At 34.2% G+C, this 19,883-nt stretch carries 16 protein-coding genes and 1 pseudogene; 11 read left to right on the top strand and 6 right to left on the bottom strand.

Annotated elements, in window-relative coordinates; genetic code table 11:
• Nucleotides 1–182 (bottom strand): annotated as a pseudogene (gene ppnK / locus ABY285_RS06085) (NAD(+) kinase); the annotation flags it as partial.
• Nucleotides 183–272: 90 nt separating this feature from the next.
• Nucleotides 273–932, bottom strand: a complete 660-nt coding sequence (locus tag ABY285_RS06080) for a CBS domain-containing protein (RefSeq protein ID WP_372768084.1) — start codon at nucleotides 930–932, stop codon at nucleotides 273–275.
• 103 nt (nucleotides 933–1,035) lie between these two features.
• Between ABY285_RS06080 and ABY285_RS06075 the strand changes: the two genes are divergently transcribed.
• The 4 genes from ABY285_RS06075 to tig all read left to right on the top strand — a co-directional run bounded on the left by ABY285_RS06075 (nucleotide 1,036) and on the right by tig (nucleotide 4,408).
• Nucleotides 1,036–1,764, top strand: a complete 729-nt coding sequence (locus ABY285_RS06075; protein ID WP_372768082.1) for a pyridoxine 5'-phosphate synthase — start codon at nucleotides 1,036–1,038, stop codon at nucleotides 1,762–1,764.
• Nucleotides 1,765–1,822: 58 nt separating this feature from the next.
• Nucleotides 1,823–2,587: an alpha/beta fold hydrolase gene (locus tag ABY285_RS06070; protein ID WP_372768080.1), complete on the top strand. Its 765-nt coding sequence runs from the start codon at nucleotides 1,823–1,825 to the stop codon at nucleotides 2,585–2,587.
• Nucleotides 2,588–2,643: 56 nt separating this feature from the next.
• Nucleotides 2,644–2,982, top strand: coding sequence for a phage holin family protein (locus ABY285_RS06065; protein ID WP_372768078.1), 339 nt, complete (start codon nucleotides 2,644–2,646; stop codon nucleotides 2,980–2,982).
• A gap of 103 nt (nucleotides 2,983–3,085) precedes the next feature.
• The gene (gene tig, locus ABY285_RS06060) at nucleotides 3,086–4,408 is read left to right on the top strand and encodes a trigger factor (RefSeq protein ID WP_372768076.1); all 1,323 of its coding nucleotides are present in this window, start codon (nucleotides 3,086–3,088) and stop codon (nucleotides 4,406–4,408) included.
• Between the two features lie 93 nt (nucleotides 4,409–4,501).
• Here tig and ABY285_RS06055 read toward each other — a convergent pair whose 3' ends face one another.
• The 3 genes from ABY285_RS06055 to ABY285_RS06045 all read right to left on the bottom strand — a co-directional run bounded on the left by ABY285_RS06055 (nucleotide 4,502) and on the right by ABY285_RS06045 (nucleotide 8,403).
• Nucleotides 4,502–5,833 carry a DEAD/DEAH box helicase gene (locus tag ABY285_RS06055; RefSeq protein ID WP_372768074.1) on the bottom strand — a complete coding sequence of 444 codons (1,332 nt, stop codon included), beginning with the start codon at nucleotides 5,831–5,833 and terminating at the stop codon, nucleotides 4,502–4,504.
• 364 nt (nucleotides 5,834–6,197) lie between these two features.
• Nucleotides 6,198–7,790 (bottom strand): M1 family metallopeptidase, encoded by a 1,593-nt coding sequence (locus ABY285_RS06050; protein WP_372768072.1) that lies wholly within the window; start codon nucleotides 7,788–7,790, stop codon nucleotides 6,198–6,200.
• A gap of 106 nt (nucleotides 7,791–7,896) precedes the next feature.
• Complete coding sequence (locus ABY285_RS06045) at nucleotides 7,897–8,403, bottom strand: hypothetical protein (protein ID WP_372768070.1); 507 nt, start codon at nucleotides 8,401–8,403, stop codon at nucleotides 7,897–7,899.
• A gap of 191 nt (nucleotides 8,404–8,594) precedes the next feature.
• Between ABY285_RS06045 and clpP the strand changes: the two genes are divergently transcribed.
• From clpP to dnaG, 3 genes are all read left to right on the top strand, one after another.
• Nucleotides 8,595–9,254 (top strand): ATP-dependent Clp endopeptidase proteolytic subunit ClpP, encoded by a 660-nt coding sequence (clpP, locus tag ABY285_RS06040; protein WP_372768068.1) that lies wholly within the window; start codon nucleotides 8,595–8,597, stop codon nucleotides 9,252–9,254.
• 66 nt (nucleotides 9,255–9,320) lie between these two features.
• Nucleotides 9,321–10,562, top strand: coding sequence for an ATP-dependent Clp protease ATP-binding subunit ClpX (gene clpX, locus ABY285_RS06035; protein WP_372768066.1), 1,242 nt, complete (start codon nucleotides 9,321–9,323; stop codon nucleotides 10,560–10,562).
• Nucleotides 10,563–10,738: 176 nt separating this feature from the next.
• Nucleotides 10,739–12,718: a DNA primase gene (gene dnaG / locus ABY285_RS06030; RefSeq protein ID WP_372768064.1), complete on the top strand. Its 1,980-nt coding sequence runs from the start codon at nucleotides 10,739–10,741 to the stop codon at nucleotides 12,716–12,718.
• Nucleotides 12,719–12,721: 3 nt separating this feature from the next.
• Here the strand turns inward: dnaG and ABY285_RS06025 are convergent, their stop codons facing one another.
• Nucleotides 12,722–13,093 carry an SPOR domain-containing protein gene (locus ABY285_RS06025; RefSeq protein WP_372768062.1) on the bottom strand — a complete coding sequence of 124 codons (372 nt, stop codon included), beginning with the start codon at nucleotides 13,091–13,093 and terminating at the stop codon, nucleotides 12,722–12,724.
• Between the two features lie 208 nt (nucleotides 13,094–13,301).
• Between ABY285_RS06025 and ABY285_RS06020 the strand changes: the two genes are divergently transcribed.
• The 4 genes from ABY285_RS06020 to ABY285_RS06005 are packed head-to-tail and all read left to right on the top strand — an operon-like array spanning nucleotide 13,302 to nucleotide 19,881.
• Nucleotides 13,302–14,870 carry a c-type cytochrome gene (locus tag ABY285_RS06020; protein ID WP_372768060.1) on the top strand — a complete coding sequence of 523 codons (1,569 nt, stop codon included), beginning with the start codon at nucleotides 13,302–13,304 and terminating at the stop codon, nucleotides 14,868–14,870.
• Nucleotides 14,871–14,899: 29 nt separating this feature from the next.
• Nucleotides 14,900–17,950 carry a TAT-variant-translocated molybdopterin oxidoreductase gene (locus tag ABY285_RS06015; protein ID WP_372768058.1) on the top strand — a complete coding sequence of 1,017 codons (3,051 nt, stop codon included), beginning with the start codon at nucleotides 14,900–14,902 and terminating at the stop codon, nucleotides 17,948–17,950.
• Nucleotides 17,951–17,975: 25 nt separating this feature from the next.
• On the top strand, nucleotides 17,976–19,370 hold the full coding sequence (nrfD, locus tag ABY285_RS06010) for an NrfD/PsrC family molybdoenzyme membrane anchor subunit (RefSeq protein ID WP_372768056.1): 1,395 nt from the start codon (nucleotides 17,976–17,978) through the stop codon (nucleotides 19,368–19,370).
• Complete coding sequence (locus tag ABY285_RS06005) at nucleotides 19,363–19,881, top strand: DUF3341 domain-containing protein (RefSeq protein ID WP_372768054.1); 519 nt, start codon at nucleotides 19,363–19,365, stop codon at nucleotides 19,879–19,881. Before nrfD ends, ABY285_RS06005 begins: the two co-directional genes overlap by 8 nt.
• The last annotated feature ends 2 nt before the right edge of the window (nucleotides 19,882–19,883 follow it).

Below are 19,883 nucleotides of genomic sequence, written 5' to 3'. Positions count from 1 at the left end.
TCCAATTCTGTATGGGTAGAAAAAGTTTCGGCCTTTAAAATATTGATATGTTTTTTTAAGTCTAAATAATAATTCTGTTCAATTACAAATTCAATCTTGTGAATTTTTAATGCCTGCAATAATTCTTCAATGTATACTTTATCTTCTGGTTTGTAATATTGTCCGTATATAGCAATTTTCATCTGTTTAAATTTTATTTTTTAGCTGTAACAGATGCTGTTCGCCATTAATCATTCCTTTGTGTGTCAAAATTTGTAATGCTCGTTTCATCCTTAAATGTTTAGGTATTTTTGCAGGTAATTAGATCGTTCTTTTAAATCTTCCAGGTAAAAATCTTCTTTATGTTTAGACAGCACTTTGTAGTTGTACCGTCTAAAAGATTGAATAATTTCATTTACATCTTGGGCAAAAAACTTAATGGTTATTTTTACGGATGTTGCGTCTGCTTCTGAAATAAAAATACCCAGCAAGCTGCCATTATTAGATTCTACAATTTGACAAATTTCTCTAAATGAATATTCGGTTATGTTTTTTTCAATGCCTAAAACTGTCCCCTCATTTTTTAAAAATGGGGTATTGTTGTAAACATGTAAAATATCAATTAAATCGCAATAGCCTAAATAGTCCTTTTTATCGTTAATTACGGGAATTAAATTTGATTCATTTGCGGCAAAAATCTTCAGGATTTCCAATAAATTATTGTCTTCTTCCGTAAAGAATAACTGAAATAAATATTGAAAATTACTTAGTTCCTTCTCATCTTCAAAAACACCGAGAATGTCAAGTTCTGAAATTAAACCCAATAAATGACCGTTTTCAACAATGGGAAAATGAGAATAAGTGGTTTCTCTAAAAAGCAATTTTACATCGGCAATTTTTGTGTGCGTTGTAAATGCTTTAAATTCATTTAAAATATAAGGGGTCGTTTCCATGTTGTTTGCCGTTATGCCACAAAATTAATCAAAAATAAAACCAAAAACAGCTTCTTACTTCGTAAATTTGTGCACTCATTTAAATTTTAAAGATTTTTTAAGAATGACAAAATTAAGTGTAAATGTAAATAAAATTGCCACACTGCGAAATTCGCGTGGAGGAGATTATCCAAATGTAGTGAAAGTGGCTTCTGATATTCAAGATTTTGGTGCTGAAGGAATTACTATTCATCCAAGACCCGATCAGCGGCATATTCGTTACCAGGATGCATTCGATTTAAAAAAAATAGTGACTACTGAGTTTAATATTGAAGGAAATCCAATACAGCAATTTATTGATATGGTATTGGAAATTCGCCCAACACAAGTCACTTTGGTGCCCGATGCCATTGATGCCATTACCTCAAATGCCGGCTGGGATACCATTAAACATCAAGAATTTTTGAAAGAAATGGTTGCTGAATTTCATCTAAAAGGCATCAGAACTTCGATTTTTATTGATGCTGATCTAAAATTAATTGAAGCCGCTGCCAAAACGGGAACAGACAGAATTGAATTGTATACCGAAGAATTTGCAAAACAGTATGGTTTAGGAAATAAAAACGCCATAAATCCTTATGTTGAAAGTGCTGTTCTGGCAAATGAAATTGGTTTGGGAATTAACGCCGGACACGATTTAAGCCTTGATAATATTCAGTTTTTTGCCAAAAACATCCCTGGTTTATTGGAAGTTTCCATAGGCCATGCATTAATCACAGAGTCTCTGTATTTGGGATTGGAAAATGTGGTGAATATGTATAAATATAAGTTGAAAACAGGCAATAGCCATTAGGCAATAGTGGGTTGAATCGTTTAATTGTTTAACTTTTTCAATGAAACCAAAAACCAAAATGAAAATACTGCATTCAACAATTTTAGGAAGCGGACAGCCATTTATCATATTACATGGGTATTTTGGAATGAGTGACAATTGGAAATCTTTGGGCACCGAGTTTTCTAAGAATTTTGAAGTACATTTAATTGACCAGCGCAATCACGGACGAAGTTTTCATGCGGAAGATTTTGACTATGAATTATTGGTGGAAGATTTATACAACTATATCCAGCATTATCATTTAGAATTTACAATATTGCTCGGACATTCCATGGGCGGAAAAGTGGCCATGCAATTTGCCGTTACGTATCCCGAATTGGTTGATAAATTAATTGTCGCAGATATTGGTCCGAGATTTTACACGCCACACCATGAGGATATTTTAGCGGCATTGAACGTGGTCAATTTCTCGCTTCACAACACGCGAAAAAAAGTGGAGGACGTTTTAAGAATATACATTAAAGAAGAAGGTGTTTTGCAATTTTTACTCAAAAACGTCTATTGGAAATCAAAAGATGAATTGGCCTTTCGATTCAATTTATATAGTTTAATGGAACATAACAGCGAAGTGGGAGAGGCACTGCCTTCTTTTACCCAGTTTCATAGCGAAACCTTATTTTTAAAAGGAGAAAACTCAAATTATATTACGGAAGGTGACAAGCCATTAATTGAAGCACATTTTCCAAATTCAAAAATTGTGACTATTAAAAATGCAGGTCATTGGCTTCATGCCGAAAACCCAACTCAGTTTTATGAGGAGGTGATCAACTTTTTAATCTAATTAGTATGTTGGCATAATTTTAGTTAATTTTATAAATTCACTTAAAATATAAATCCATGAACTTAATTTTAAAAATTTTATTAACAGCAGCCGCAGTATTGATAATTGCCCGTTTTTTACCGGGTGTTTCAATTGAAAATTACACCAGCGCAATAATTGTAGCTATTGTTTTGGGCTTATTGAGAATTACCGTAAAACCAATTCTCGTTATATTGACACTGCCGGTTACCATCCTGACTTTGGGTTTGTTCTTGTTGGTTATCAACGCTTTAATTATTATGTTGGCCGATAATCTTATTGACGGTTTTTATGTATCTGGCTTTTGGATAGCCTTAATATTTAGTCTCATACTCTCCATATTTCAATCCTTTTTATATTCATTTTTAGAGGAATAGAAAGATAATAGTTGAATTTGAACGGGTTAATTATTTGTTTGATGCGTAAAAAATAGTACTTTTGCACCCAATTTTGAATGATTTAAGATAAAAACAGCATAAAATGAATATTACAAAAGAAAATATTGATGCGTTAAATGCAGTGGTAAAGGTTGAAATATCAGCCGCAGATTACCAAGAAAAAGTAGCGAAAATTTTACAGGATTACCGTAAAAAAGCTGACATTCCAGGATTTAGAAAAGGACAAGTTCCAATGGGAATGGTTAAAAAGCAGTATGGTAAATCTATTATGATTGATGAGGTTAATAAACTGTTACAAGAAGCGTTAAATAATTTTTTAGTTGAAGAGAAATTAGACATTCTTGGAAATCCATTGCCAAAAATGGAAGAAGAATTTTCTTGGGAAACTGAAGATTATACTTTTGAATTTGAATTGGGTCTTGCTCCTGAATTTGAAGTAAACCTTGAAGCAAAAAATAAAATCACGCAATACAATATTGTTGCAGACAAGGAATTGTTAAAAAAAGAAGTTGAAAATATCAGAAAGCGTTTTGGGAAATTGGTTCCTAAAGAAACTGTTGAAGAAGATGTGAATATTGCAGGAACTTTTGTGAATGAGGAAAGAGAACTTAACAAAAAATCTACCATCGCTTTAGACTCCATTAAAGGAAAAGCAAATCAACAAAAATTTCTTGGAAAAAAAGTTGGTGATGTTGTTGAATTAAACACAAAAGGTCTGTTTGATGACGATCATAAATTAATGGGCGCTTTGGGATTGAGTCACGATGAAATTCACGGAATGGAAATTCCGGTAACTTTTTCCATTGAAGAAATTAATGCGACTGAACTTGCTGAAATTAACCAGGAGTTGTTTGATAAAATATTTGGTGCTGATGTTGTTAAATCTGAAGAAGAATTAAGAGCCAAAATTAAAGAAGACGCTGAAAAACAATTTCAAACACAAGCTGATCAGCAGTTATTAAATGCGGTAACCGAATATTTGGTGGAAAACACAAAGTTTGATTTGCCTGCTGAATTTCTAAAAAAATGGATGGTTGTTGCAGGTGAAAAACCAATGACTCCAGAAGATGCTGCTGAAGAATACGAAAAATCGGAAAAAGGTTTGCGTTATCAATTGATTGAAGGTAAAATTTTAACGGAAAATAAACTGCAGGTTAGTTTTGACGAATTAAAAGACTTTACCAAAGGTTTTGTAAAAACTCAAATGGCACAATACGGGCAATTAAATCCTGAAGAAAAAGAGTTGGACGATATTGTTCAACGTGTTTTAACCAATCAAGATGAAGCCAAACGTTTGCAAGATCAATTGGTAAGTCAAAAATTACTGAATTTCTATAAAGAAAAAATCACTTTTAAAACAAAAGATGTGAACTACGATGAGTTTGTAAAAGAAGTTTATAAATAAAAGTTTCCATTTTCATATAATTAAAAAACGCCTTAAATAATTTATTTAAGGCGTTTTTTTTATGTGGCTTTTATACTTAGGAATTGATAAATATTACTTCCTTTTTTGTCCGCGAGTTAGCGGTTTTTTGTATTTTTTTACAAGTTCCCTTCGGTAAGAACCGCCTAGATTTATTTTTTTATTTTTTTCGCTTTTCTCATGAAAAGCGGCCCCTGTAACTTCAGCCTTTCTTTTCTTCTCATTGGAAAGCTCAAGTTCTGATCTTGGAATTTCCTCATCAATCAACTGGGTTGAGATTTCAACAGATTCAGGAAGATCAAAAACGTCTATTTCCCTATTCATTAACAATTCAATTTCACCCAAATAATCAGCTTCGGCTTCCGTAAATAAAGAAATCGAAGTTCCCAATTGCTCAGCGCGACCGGTTCTTCCAATTCGATGAATATAATTTTCAGGTTCTTTAGGGATGTCAAAATTTATGACGTGACTTACATTTGTTAAATCCAAACCACGAGCAATGATATCGGTTGCAATTAAAACAGAAATGCTGCCTTTTTCAAATTTTTCTACCGACCGCAAGCGATAATTTTGCGTTTTGTTGGAATGAATCACCGCCACTTGTTTTGGAAGCGCAATGTCCATTTCATCAAAAAGAATGGTGGCTTGTTTTTTGTTTTTTACAAACACCAATACTTTATTAAAAGTCTTTTTATCTTGTAGGATATTTTTTAAAAAGTTGACTTTTGTGTAAAAATTAGGAACCGGATAGGCTTGCTGTTGAATGGTATCTAACGGACTTCCACTGCTTGCGACTTCAATTTTTACGGGAGATTTAAAAAAGGTATCCAGCAAATTATCAACTTCTTTGGTTAAAGTCGCCGAAAACAAAATGCTCTGGCGTTTTTTAGGTAACAAATCCATCAGGGTAATCAATTGCGGTCTAAAACCCAGGTTCATCATCTCGTCAACTTCATCAATCACAAATTTTTGAATAAATTTCAGTTTTAAAACACCGTCCAAAGCCAAGTCGAGCAAACGACCGGGAGTTGCAACTAAAATATCCACACCTGCGTGCACCATCTGTTTATCGGTATTTATATTGGTGCCGCCGTAAATTCCTGCAAATCGAACATTAATATAAGGAGTAAGACTTTTAATGTCTTTAACCACTTGAACCACCAATTCGCGGGTTGGAACAACAATTAAAACACGAGGATGTTTTTGATCAGAGTAGGTATGCTGTCTTAATATTGGCAGCAAATAAGCAAATGTTTTACCTGTTCCTGTTTGCGCAATACCAACCATATCTTTACTGCTCATAATTACCGAAAACGCCCTTTCTTGAATGGGAGTCGGAATGGTAATGCCTAAGTCGTCCAAAGCATTAATCAAAAATCGGTTTAAATTTAAATCGGAAAAGGTCATTATTCTATTTTTTGCAAATGTAATACTTAATAAGTTAATAAGTTGCAAAGATAGAAAGTCGAAAGTTGAGTCCGCTCTGATAAGTCCAATATTCAATTTTCAGCAACTTTTCACCCCTGCCCTAAAGCCTGCCTGTCCGGCCGGCAGGGGGTAAGTTGCTGAAAATCAGTCACCATTTAGGGGCGGGGAAAACTGATTTTTTAGTATTAGCCGCTTTTCGGAGTGGACTCAAAGTTTAAAGTCCGAAGCCGGAAATTAGGAAAGTCACAAAGTCTGAAAGTCAGAAAGTTGAAAAGTTAAATGTTAAAAAGTTTTTAGTAATTATAATTACAACTTTATAACTTATTAATTCCCCCTTCGGGGGCTAGGGGGCTATTTCAAACAGCAACCAGGTATTCGGATCTAATTTAATTTCTTTCACTTCTCCTTTGGTCGCAATTTCATAGGGAATTTCGATAGGAGAAATTTCGATGGTTTTTATTTCAGAAGTGCCGTCGGTGTAAATTAATTCAACATCAAGCGGAAATTGAAAAGCAGTTTTCTGAGTTTGGTTAATAATCAATCGAAGTTTGTTTTCGTAGTAAAGCCATGATGTTTTTAAAATGGGGTGTCCTGATTTTTGAAGCCATTGCGTAAAAAAGACATCTAAATTTTGGCCGGAAACTTCGGAAATCACGTTTTTGAAATCGTTAGTTGAAGCGTTTTGAAATTTGAATTTTTCATAATAGGTTCTAATTCCTTTCCAAAAAGTTTCATTTCCTAATTTTTTTCGGAGCATATGTAAAACCCAGGCACCCTTTTGATAGGAGTTTGCGTTTAAAAAGCTCATTAAATCGCCATTTTCTGAGTCAATTACTGGTGTTTGTTTTCTTTTGTAAAATTGAAAAACCTTTTCCCGCTCCTCTTTGATCCTTTGTTGAAAAGCATCTTCGCCTTTAGTTTCTTGAACATACAAATCAGTAAAATAGGTTGCGAAACCTTCACTTAACCATAGATGTGGCCAGTCAATTTCTGAGGCTGAATTCCCAAACCACTGGTGTACTATTTCATGGGCAATTAAATCCTCATGGTCTCTTTTTCCGGTAACTGATTTCTCGAAATAAAAAATAGCTCCAGCATTTTCCATGCCCCCAAATTGTGTTTTAGATTGCACGTTTGCCAATTTTTGGTAAGGGTATTTGCCAAAATTTTCGATAAAAAAATCGAGGATATTTTTTGCATTGCCAAAATCGTAAAATCCCTGTTCTTTTGTTTGAGGATACACCCAGGTTGAAACCGGGATATTGTGTGTTTCACCAATATGCTGCACGGCAAAACGGGCAATGCCAATTGTCATTACTTTTGTGGATAGTGGCTCGGAAGTTTTGTATTTATATAATTTTAAATTATTGGTTAAATTGGTTTCTTCTGCCAAGTATCCGTTTGCAATTACCTGATAGTGATTGGGCGCTGTGATGGAGAATTCAATGGTGGCTTTATCAGAAGGGTGGTCTACACAAGGAAACCAATTTTGAGCCCTGTTTGGCCAGTTATCAGCAAAAAAAGTCCTGTCTCCGTAAATGTTCTCGCCAATGATGAAGCCATCTTTAGGAACGCCATAGTATTTTATTTTAAAGTTGAAAATGCTGTCAGTGTTTACAAATTTTGGCTGAATGGTTATTTTATTTTCTGAGTGTATAAATTGTATCGTATCATTATTCTGAAAAACAGATTCAATATTCATGCCTTTTCCTGTGGAATTTTTTTGAACCAAATCCAATTCAAAGTCGTTTGCCAATTGTTTAAATTTCATATAAACAATCATGGTAGCCTCAATACTGTTGGTGGAATCGTTGACTTCTATGGCTAAATTATAATGTTTTATATCCACGGCATCAAAACGTTGTTTGTAGTTTTGAGCAGTAATTGTAAAGGGGACAATAATTAATATAATTAAAAAGGTATAAAAATTTTTCATTTTTAAATAATGATAATGAATTTCAAAGATAACTAAAAGGGAAAGAAAACAAATAAAAAAGTCCGCTAATGAATCATCAGCGGACCTTTTTCACATGACCATAATGTTAGGCGTTATTGTAAAGTTTTACAATTTCTTTTAGGTCCTGTAATTCTTTGGATTTAATTTTTTTTGCAACTTCAGGGGCATCACTTAAATAATCCCCTAAAATCCTGCTGAATTTTGAATCGGATGCAGGAACTTTTATAATTTCATCAAAAACTTTTTCCACATAATAGGTTGTTATGCTATTATAATCTCGTCCATATAAATTTAATTTTTTTCCTGCGGTGATTTGTTTTACCAAAATCATTTCCCCATTATGGTAAATGCGGGTAAAATTTTCATCGCCTCTGGTATAACTTTTTATAGATTCAATGTCTGGTTTTTGTTTGTTGCCATCAGCATCAATATAGGTTAAATGCAACAAACTTTTAGCTTCGCTAATGGTTTCAATTTTTACATTTGCGATGGTGTCATGACGTTGGGTAATAATAGTTCCGTTTACAAATTCTTGTCCGTAACTGCTTATTGAAAAAATAAAGAGAGAGAATGTTAATAAAGTGTATTTCATTGCTTTGATTTTTATTTAAAGTTTAATATCAAAAATTCCTATCAAAGATAAGAAATAATATTATGCACGCATAATAAAATGAGATAATTAATTACAATAACTTTAGATAAATACACACAAATTTTAAATACGGTTTAAAATAAATAAATACTTCATATCTTTGTCCTCTTAATACTTTAAAACACCGAAAAATGGATTACGGAAAAGAATTTAAAAAATACGCGACTAAGCACCAAGGTATCAACAGCATGTATTATGACAAGTTGGTTAGCAGTCTAACACCTTATATTATTGAAGAACGTCAGTTAAACGTTGCCCAAATGGATGTGTTTTCACGTTTAATGATGGATAGAATTATTTTTTTAGGAACGGGAATTGACGATTATGTTGCCAATATTATTCAGGCGCAATTGTTGTTTTTGGAAAGTGTAGACAGTTCAAAAGATATTTCCATTTATATCAATTCACCGGGCGGAGGCGTTTATGCCGGTTTGGGAATTTATGACACTATGCAATTTATAAAACCTGATGTCGCTACAATTTGTACAGGAATAGCAGCATCAATGGGGGCTGTTTTAATGTGCGCCGGAACAAAAGGAAAACGTTCGGCGTTGCCACATTCTCGTGTAATGATTCACCAGCCTTTGGGAGGTGCCCAAGGTCAGGCAAGTGATATAGAAATCACCACACGTGAAATTTTGAAATTAAAAGATGAATTGTATCAAATAATTTCAAAACACTCTGGTCAAACTATGAAAAAAGTGCATCACGATTCAGATCGTGATTACTGGATGAAAGCCGATGAAGCAAAAGCTTATGGGATGATTGATGAAGTTTTGATTAGAAAATAATATATAAAAATATCGGTAGATTAAAACTGCTGAAAAACTAATAACTAAAAACAAATAACTGAAGAAATGGCGAAAGATGAAGTATTGGAATGTTCGTTTTGCGGAAGAAAAAAGCCAGAAACAGATTTACTTATCGCAGGTTTAGATGCGCATATTTGCGACAAGTGTATTGAGCAGGCTCATGGAATTGTGATGGAAGAAATTGCCGGAAGTAATTCTTCCGGACTTACTAATGACTTGATTGTTAAAAAACCAAAGGAAATAAAAACGTTTATTGATCAGTATATGATTGGACAGGATCAGGCAAAACGCGTAATGGCGGTTGCAGTTTACAATCACTACAAGCGTTTGTTGCAGCCTGAATCTAAAGATGAAGAGGAGGTTGAAATAGAAAAAAGTAATATCATCATCGTTGGAGAAACAGGAACTGGTAAAACCTTAATTGCCCGTACCATCGCAAGAATGTTAAATGTGCCGTTTTGCATTGTTGATGCCACGGTTTTAACAGAAGCTGGTTATGTAGGTGAAGACGTGGAGACCATTTTAACACGTTTGCTGCAGGCGGCAGATTATGATGTGAGTAAGGCTGAGCGAGGAATTGTTTTTATTGATGAAATTGATAAAATTGCCCGTAAAGGCGACAATCCGTCAATTACCCGTGACGTTTCGGGAGAAGGTGTTCAACAGGCATTGTTGAAATTATTGGAAGGCTCGGTAGTTAATGTTCCGCCAAAAGGAGGAAGAAAACATCCTGACCAAAAATTTATTGAAGTCAACACCAAAAATATTTTATTTATGGCAGGTGGGGCATTTTCAGGAATTGATAAAGTAATTGGAAAAAGACTAAACCGTCAAGCAGTTGGCTTTGATGCGTCAATAAAAGGAGATGTAATTGATAAGTCAAATATGTTAAAATACATTATTCCGAAAGATTTAAGAGATTTTGGTTTAATTCCGGAAATTATTGGGCGTTTGCCGGTATTGACGCATATGGATCCTTTAGATGAAAAAACATTGAGGATGATTTTAACCGAACCTAAAAATTCAATCATAAAACAATACCAAAAATTGTTTATAATGGATGGAATTGATTTCACCATTAACGAAAATGCATTGATGTATATCGTTGATAAGGCTGTGGAATATAAATTAGGTGCTCGCGGACTTCGATCTTTGTGTGAAGCTATTTTAACGGATGCGATGTTTGATTTGCCGGGAACAGGTGAAAAAACACTAAAAATCACGAAAGGTTATGCTGAAGATAAAATCAACAGGTCAACCATAAAAAAATTAAAAGCTGTTTCGTAAAATAAAATTATAAAGACTTAGATTTTTAAAAAGCTGTCTAAAAGGGTATAAAATCATTAAACCATATTTGTCGTTGACAGAATGGTTCATAAAGATGAGAATTTCCTTTTAGACAGTTTTTTTTTGTCAGTAATAATTGTAATTTAGAAAAATTAAAATCCATAAAATAAACACCGTTGATTTCCAGAAGTACCATAGATAAAGTTTTTGAAACTGCTCGTGTTGAGGAGGTTATTGGCGAGTTTGTTCAATTGAAAAAATCAGGAAGCAATTACAAAGGATTAAGTCCCTTTTCCGAAGAAAGAAGTCCGTCGTTTATGGTTTCTCCCGTTAAGCAAATATGGAAAGATTTCAGTTCGGGAAAAGGAGGGAATGTGGTGACTTTTTTAATGGAACAGGAACACTATTCCTATCCGGAAGCCATTCGGTTTTTGGCAAAAAGATACAATATTGAAATTGAGGAAACGGAACAAAGCAATGAACAAAAACATCAGGCTGATGAGCGCGAAAGCATGTTTATTGTTTCGGAGTTTGCACGAGATTATTTTCATGAGACATTGCTTGAAAATACGCAGGGAAAAGCGATTGGCCTGAGCTATTTTAAAGAACGTGGTTTTACGGATGAAACGATCCGGAAATTTCAATTGGGATATTCGCTGAACGAATGGGATGCTTTTTCAAGCGAGGCGCTAAATAAAGGATATAACTTAAAATATCTCGAATCTACAGGGCTTACCATTGTTAAGGATGACTTACTTTCATCAACAGGGACCAAACAATTTGACCGTTTTAAAGGTCGTGTGATGTTTCCGATTCACAGTATGAGTGGAAGGGTTCTCGGTTTTGGAGGCAGAATTTTAATCAACGATAAAAAAGCAGCAAAATATTTAAACTCACCTGAAAGTGAAATTTACCATAAAGGCAATGTTTTATATGGTATTTATTACGCAAAACAAAGCATTGCCAAAGAAGACAATTGTTTTTTGGTTGAAGGTTATACCGATGTAATTTCATTAAATCAGGCAGGTATTGAAAATGTGGTGTCTTCATCAGGTACTGCGCTTTCTGAAAATCAAATCCGATTGATAAACCGGCTAACAAAAAATATCACGATTCTTTTTGATGGTGATGCTGCCGGAATGCGCGCTTCAATAAGAGGAATTGACTTAATTTTAGAGCAAGGCTTAAATGTAAAAGTGGTGATGTTTCCTGATGGAGACGATCCTGACAGTTTTTCCAAAAAAGTAACCAGCCAGGAACTAAAAGAATACTTAAAACAAAATTCCAAAGATTTCATCAATTTTAAAGTGGCTTTATTGATGGAAGAAGCACAACACGATCCTGTTAAAAAGGCAGGGCTAATTAGGGATATTGTGGTAAGCATTTCTAAAATACCCGACAGAATTCAACGCGAGGTTTATATTCAGGAATGTTCAAGAATCATGGATATTTCTGAAAATGTGCTATTTAATGAGTTGGCGCAAATCGATAAAAAGGAACAAAGAGATGCTGCAAAAAGGCCTGTTCAGGAAAAACCTACGGAGGCTGTTATGCAAAAAACGCCGCAATTTGAAAAAGTTAATGAGCTTCAGAAATATGAACGGGAAATTATAAAAATTTTATTGTTGTATGGAAATAATGAGGTTGATTTTGTCGATATTATTGCAGGTGAAGAATCTGATGACCGTGATTTTAATGCTATAAAAAAGGTAAAATTCAGCAATGTGGTTTCCAAGGAAATTTATTTGAATTTACACGATGATGAGGTTGAATTTACAGACGAGACCTTTAAAAATATTTATTATGAAATAATTTATCAGTTAAATCAAGATGAAACAATTTCTGTAGATATGTTGGTGAATCATGAGAATAATGAAGTGGCAAATTTAGTCACCACTATTTTAATGGATGATGAAAGGCATGTACTAAGCAACTGGGAACGAAAAGATATTTTCATAAGAAGTAAAAAAAGTGACCTTCCTAAAATGGTGCTTGACGCCATTTACAATATTCGCCGCATTCTTATTGAACAAAAAATCAATTCATTAATTGCTGAAGTTGGGATTGAAGAAGAAAGAGATAAAATAATGGAATCTATCATAAACTACAACAATTTAAAACAACGTTTGTTTGAAAGATTAAACAGGGTGGTTTAAAGCCTAAATTTTATCTTCCAAAACAATGGCTCCTGCATATTTTTCTTTTATAATATTTAAAGCCCTATCAGCTTCCAGTCGCGTTCTAAAGTTTCCGAATCGTATTTTAAACTCAGGGTTATCATATTTAATTTTTGTGCGGTATTCAGGGAAATCAGCTTCAAAACTTCGTTTAATGGCATAAGCCTGAGTTTCATTTCCGTTATAAATTTGAATTTTAAAGACAATTATATTTTTATTTGTCTTATTAAATGCCTTTTTTTGTGCTATTAACGTATTGATCTTATCATTTTCATTTTGTGAGTAGGCGTTTGTGATGCTTAAAAAAGCAACAAAAAACAAAGGGATAATTGCTCTGATCGATAATTTATTCATGATATTTTATATATTTTTCAAATTTATAATTTTCCTTGAGATAAATTAGTTATTTAGAATGAATATAAATTACATTTAACACAATTTTTAGATTTTAAGTTTTATTATTATATGCTACTTTTGTCAAATCCTTTTAAAAATGATTTAAGTCATATTTTTATATATGAAAAAATTGTACCAAACTAGAAAGAAAATATCTTTTTTAAATATGAAAAGTGTGAAACAACACAGTCCATTATCAAGATTAGTCATTAGTAGTCTTGCTTTCCTATTCTTTTTCTCGCTTAACCTATCAGCGCAACAAGCTGATGCTGGGAATGGTGAGAAACTTTTCAAATCTGTATGCGCAGCCTGTCACAAACTAGATGCAAAATTGGTGGGCCCTGCATTACTTGGAATTACTGAGAAAAGAGACCAAGATTGGTTAATTGCCTGGATTAAAGACAGTCCGGGAATGATTAAATCAGGAGATAAATTAGCAATTCAGGTTTTTGAAGAGAACAACAAATTGCCAATGACTCCCAATCCTCAGTTATCTGATCAGGATATCATTGATATTTTAGAATATACCAAAGGTGCACCGGTTGCAACTGATATTGTATCCGCAACTCAGGAAGTTGACCCTGGCATTGAGCGCGGTAAGCAAATTTATAAAATAAATTGTGCGGCTTGTCACAAACTGGAAGGGAAGTTAATTGGTCCGCCACTTTTGCATATTGAAGACAAATATGACGCTGCTTGGTTAAAATTATGGATAAAAGACAATGCGGCTTTAGTTGCGTCAGGTGATAAATTGGCAAAAACGGCATCTGAATATTCTCCAATTGCCATGACTCCTTTTCCTCAACTTTCAGATCAGGATTTAGATGACTTACTAAAATACTTGGCTGTGGGCGATGTTCAACAAGCGGTTGCAACAACAACTTCAACAAAAGATGAAGAAATGTTCAATAAACCAGGTTTTGGTGTTTTACCAATGCTTGGAGTGACAATTTTAGTATTTTTATTATTGATATTTATTGTTGCGGCTACCACAAATAAAAAAGGTTTAGCTACTGATGAAGTAGAAGAAAGTATACTAAAAGCGATGTTTTTTAGTCCTTTCTTACGTTTCTTGGCACTCATATTTGTTTTGTTAGGCGGCGCATACTTGGTATTTGGCTATTTTATGCAAGTTGGTGTAGATACTGGATATCAGCCAATTCAACCAATTGTATTTTCTCACGCAGTTCATTCAGGTGATAATAAAATTGATTGTCAGTATTGTCATTCTTCAGCAAAAAACAGTAAAACTTCGGGCATACCGTCTGTAAACGTTTGTATGAATTGCCACAAATCTATTTCAGAATATAAAGGAGAATTATTTGGGAATTACACAAAAGAAGATTTAGATAAGGAAATTCAAAAAATATATGACGCAGTTGGCTGGGATAAAGAAAATGTAAAATACATTGAAGGTTTTGAACAAAAGCCGATTGAGTGGGTCCGTATTCATAATTTAGCAGATTTCGCTTATTTTAATCATTCACAACACGTAACTGTTGGCGGCATCAACTGCCAAAAATGTCACGGTCCTGTTGAAACAATGGTTGAGGCAAAACAATTTTCTAAATTAACGATGGGCTGGTGTATTGAATGTCACAAAACAACGGAAGTTGACATGAAAAATAATGGGTATTACAAAAATATTCACGACCAATTATCGAAAAAATACGGTATAGAAAAAGTTACTGTGGCTCAAATGGGTGGGCAAGAATGTGGTAAATGTCACTATTAATAAAAATTTAGATAATACGAACATAAACAATGGCATCAAATAAGAAATACTGGAGAAGCGTTGAAGAACTCAAATCCGATAGTCCTATTGTTGAAAGCTTAATGCAAAAAGAATTTGTAGAAGAATTACCTACCTATGAGTTTTTAGGTGATAAAGAAAATTTATCCCAATCGGCAACAACACGACGCGATTTCCTTAAATATGTTGGATTTACAACAGCGGCAGTAACTTTAGCTTCTTGCGAAGGTCCTGTGGTAAAGTCGATTCCTTATGTGGTTAAACCTGATAATATTATTCCTGGGGTAGCAAATTATTACGCTTCTTTAATTTCAGATGGTTCTGATATTGCAAATATATTGGTAAAAGTTAGAGATGGACGACCAATTAAAATTGAGCCAAATAAAATGGCTGAAAATTGGGGTGCAACATCAGCAAGAGTTCAGGCATCTGTATTGTCGTTATATGACAATAATAGATTACGAGAGCCATTGTCTAATGGTGAAGCAATAATTTGGTCAGATTTAGATAAAAAGGTAATTGATACTTTAGAATCTCTAAAAAATACGAATGAGAAAATTATTATTTTAACTGGAACAACAGCGAGTCCTTCCACTAAAAAAGTAATCGAAAACTTCTCACAATTATATGGAAATGTTTCTCATGTTGTTTATGATGCATTAACAGAAAGTGCGGCGTTAGATGCTTTTGAAACAATGTATGGTTTAAGAGCGCTGCCATCTTATAAATTTGATAAAGCAGCAGTAATAGTATCTATTGGAGCCGATTTTCTGGGTGACTGGCAAGGTGGCCAATACAGCGCAAATTATGCGAAAAGCAGGGTTCCTGTAAATGGCAAAATGTCTAAACATCTTCAATTTGAATCGAACTTATCATTAACAGGTGCAAATGCAGACAATAGGTTTCCAATAAAACCTTCTGAACAAGTTTATGCACTTATTAATTTATACAATGCTGTAACAGGAAATAATCTTCCTTCAAAAAAGACTTTAGCCGATACAGCTATCAAAAAAACAGCAGATCTTCTAAAACAAGCAGGCAGTAAAGCTGTTGTTGTAACAGGTATTCAAGATAAAAATGCGCAATTGATTGCCAACGCTTTAAATGAATTTTTGAAATCTGAAGTGTATGATATCACAACACCACGATTTGTAAAAGCTGGGAATGATACTGATGTTACCAATTTAGTTGCTGAAATGGCAGCTGGAAACGTTGGCGCATTATTTATTTACAATAGCAACCCTTCTTATTCTTTGGCGAATGCGGATGCATTTAATGAAGCATTAAAAAAGGTTAAATTATCTGTAAATTGCACGATGTCAAATGACGAGACCGCATTGCAATCGCAATTGGTAGCGACCACTCCTCATTATTTAGAATCTTGGGGTGATGCCCAGTTTCAGGCAGGAGAATATAGCTTAATGCAACCTACCATAAAACAATTATTTGACACACGTCAGTTTGAAGACAGTATGCTAATTTGGATGGGTGAAAATAAAACCTATTATCAATTTATAAAAGACAATTGGTCGGCTTCTATCTTAAATGGCGGTTCTTGGAATAAAGCATTGCATGATGGTATTTATAAAAACAATACTGAAATTTCTTTAGTAAAGAATGAGGTAGATTTAACAACATCGGCATCGGCATTATTGACGCAAACAAAACCTGCAGATTTTGAATTAAATCTTTATGCAAAAACTAGTTTAGGTGATGGGAAACAAGCCAATAATCCTTGGTTACAAGAATTACCGGACCCTATTACAAGAACTACTTGGGACAATTATATGACCATTTCAGCTGCCGACGCAAATAAGCTGGGTTTAGAGAACTGGAATGTAAGCGATGGTGCTTTAAACGGAAGTGTTGTAACGCTTAAATCTAATGGCGTAACATTAGAAAATGTACCCGTTCTTATTCAGCCAGGTCAGGCAAATGGATCTATTGGTTTGGCAGTTGGTTATGGAAGAACAGCAGGAATGAAAAATGAAATGATGACGGGTGTAAACGCTTTTGCTTTCATGCATAATTTTAGTAATTTCCAAACAGTTGAAATCGAAAAAACGGCAAATATTCATGAATTTGCTTGTGTTCAATTGCAACACACCATAATGGGTCGTGATGAAATTATTAAAGAAACAATCCTAGAAGATTATATCAATAAGCCAAAAGAAGAATGGAATGAAACACATAAATTTTCTCTAAATCATGAAGAGGTAGCAGCAGAACGCGTAGATTTATGGGAGAAGTTTGATGATACCATTGGGCCTCATTTTAATTTGTCAATAGATTTAGCGACTTGTACTGGCTGCGCTGCTTGTATTGTAGCTTGCCATGCTGAAAATAATGTGCCGGTAGTTGGTAAACATGAAATTCGAGTAAGCAGAGATATGCATTGGTTGCGTATAGATAGGTATTACACCTCTGATATGACCAATGAAAAGGCAAAAGAAGAAGATATTTTTGGAACTGGTGAAATGTTTAATACGATGACGATTCCTTCTGAAAATCCTAAAGTAGCTTTTCAACCTGTAATGTGTCAACATTGTAATCATGCACCTTGTGAAACAGTTTGTCCTGTGGCAGCAACTTCACATGGTCGTCAGGGACAAAATCAGATGGCATACAATCGTTGCATTGGAACAAGATATTGTGCAAATAACTGTCCATATAAAGTACGTAGATTTAACTGGTTTAAATATCCGGAAAATAACGAATTCGACTTTAACATGAACAATGATTTAGGAAGAATGGTTTTGAATCCTGATGTTACTGTGCGTTCAAGAGGGGTTATGGAAAAATGCTCTATGTGTATACAAAAAACCCAATTGAGTATCTTAACCGCCAAAAAAGAAGGGCGCCCTGTTGAAGATGAAGAATTTCAAACAGCATGTTCAAGTGCTTGTCCAACCGGATCAATGGTGTTTGGCGATGTAAATGACAAGAAAAGTGAGGTTGCGCATTTAATAAATGACGACAGAACTTATCATCTTTTAGCAGAAATTGGTACAAAACCAAATGTGATGTATCACCTTAAAGTTAGAAATACTGAAGAATCATAACTATAATTAAGATTTATAATATATTATGTCTCATTACGAAGCGTCTATAAGAGAACCATTAATAAATGGTAACAAAAGTTATCACGATATTACTGTTGATGTGGCAGCACCTGTTGAAGGTAAAGCCAACAAAAAATGGTGGATTGCATTTACAATAGCACTAGTAGCCTTTTTATTTGGAATAGGATGTATTCTTTATACAATAGGAACAGGAATTGGTGTTTGGGGATTAAACAACAGGGTTAACTGGGCTTGGGATATTACAAATTTCGTTTGGTGGGTAGGTATTGGTCACGCCGGTACTTTAATCTCTGCCGTTTTGTTATTATTCAGACAAAAATGGAGAATGGGAATTAATCGTTCGGCTGAGGCAATGACAATATTTGCCGTTTTTCAAGCGGGCTTATTCCCTATTATTCATATGGGTAGAGTTTGGAATGCATTTTATGTATTGCCATTGCCAAATGCATTGGGTTCGTTATGGGTTAACTTTAACTCACCATTGTTGTGGGATGTTTTTGCCATTTCAACGTATCTTTCTGTATCGTTGGTGTTTTGGTATACTGGATTGTTGCCTGATTTTGCAATGCTGAGAGATAGGGCGGTAAAACCTTTTCAGAAGAAAATTTATGGTTTATTAAGTTTTGGATGGTCGGGCAGATTAAAAGATTGGCAACGTTTTGAAGAAGTTTCATTGGTGTTGGCAGGTTTGGCTACACCATTAGTATTGTCTGTTCATACAATTGTATCTATGGATTTTGCGACATCGGTTATTCCCGGATGGCATAGTACTATTTTCCCTCCTTACTTTGTTGCAGGGGCAATATTTTCAGGATTCGCGATGGTGCAAACACTATTGATAATTATGCGAAAGGTTTCAAATTTGGAGGCGTACATAACCAGAGTTCATATCGAAAATATGAATAAAGTAATCCTTTTAACAGGAGGTATTGTTTCAGTAGCCTACATAACAGAGTTTTTTCTGGCATGGTACTCAGGAAGTAGTTATGAGGATTATATCTATTTATCAATTGGTGCCGCTACAGGACCATATTGGTGGGCTTTTTGGGCATTGATAATTTGTAATTTCATTATTCCGCAATCATTGTGGTTTAAAAAATTAAGAACTAATTATGTATGGTCATTCTTTATTTCTATTGTTATAAATATAGGAATGTGGTTTGAACGATTTGACATTATTGTAATTGGTTTAAGTCGCGGACATTTGCCTTCATCTTGGACGATGTTTTCACCAACTTTTGTTGATGTTGGTATTTTTATTGGAACAATTGGGTTTTTCTTCGTTTTATTTTTGTTATACGCCAGAACATTTCCTGTAATAGCACAGGCAGAGTTAAAGAGTATTTTGAAATCATCTGGAGAAAATTATAAAAAATTAAGAGAAAATAATCATGAGTAATAAAACGTTACAAGCTATTTTCGATGACGACGACGTGCTTTTAAGCGCTGTAAAAGACTTAAGGGCCGCTGAGTATCATATTGAAGAAATATTTACACCTTTCCCCGTCCACGGGCTTGAAAAAGCAGTAGGTTTGCCAAATACACGAATTGCTATTACGGCTTTTATTTATGGTGTTATTGGTTTCTCTTTTGCTGTTTGGATGATGAATTATATGATGATTGCCGATTGGCCGCAAAATATAGGCGGTAAGCCTAGTTTTAGTTTTGCTGAAAATATGCCGGCTTTCGTTCCGATTATGTTTGAGTTAACAGTGTTTTTTGCCGCCCATTTAATGGTAATTACCTTTTATATGCGCAGTAAATTATGGCCTTTTAAAAACGCCGAAAATCCTGACCCAAGAACTACCGACGATCACTTTATGATCGAAATAGCGGTGTCTGACGATGTAAATGCTTTAGAAGACTTACTGAAAAAAGCAGGTGCTAAAGAAATCAAAATAAAAGCATAAAG

The organism is Lutibacter sp. (assembly GCF_041555395.1).
In the GTDB taxonomy this organism is placed as follows: domain Bacteria; phylum Bacteroidota; class Bacteroidia; order Flavobacteriales; family Flavobacteriaceae; genus Lutibacter.
The sequence above is the reverse complement of the archived record's forward strand: the minus strand, read 5'-3'. Positions and strand labels throughout refer to the sequence as shown.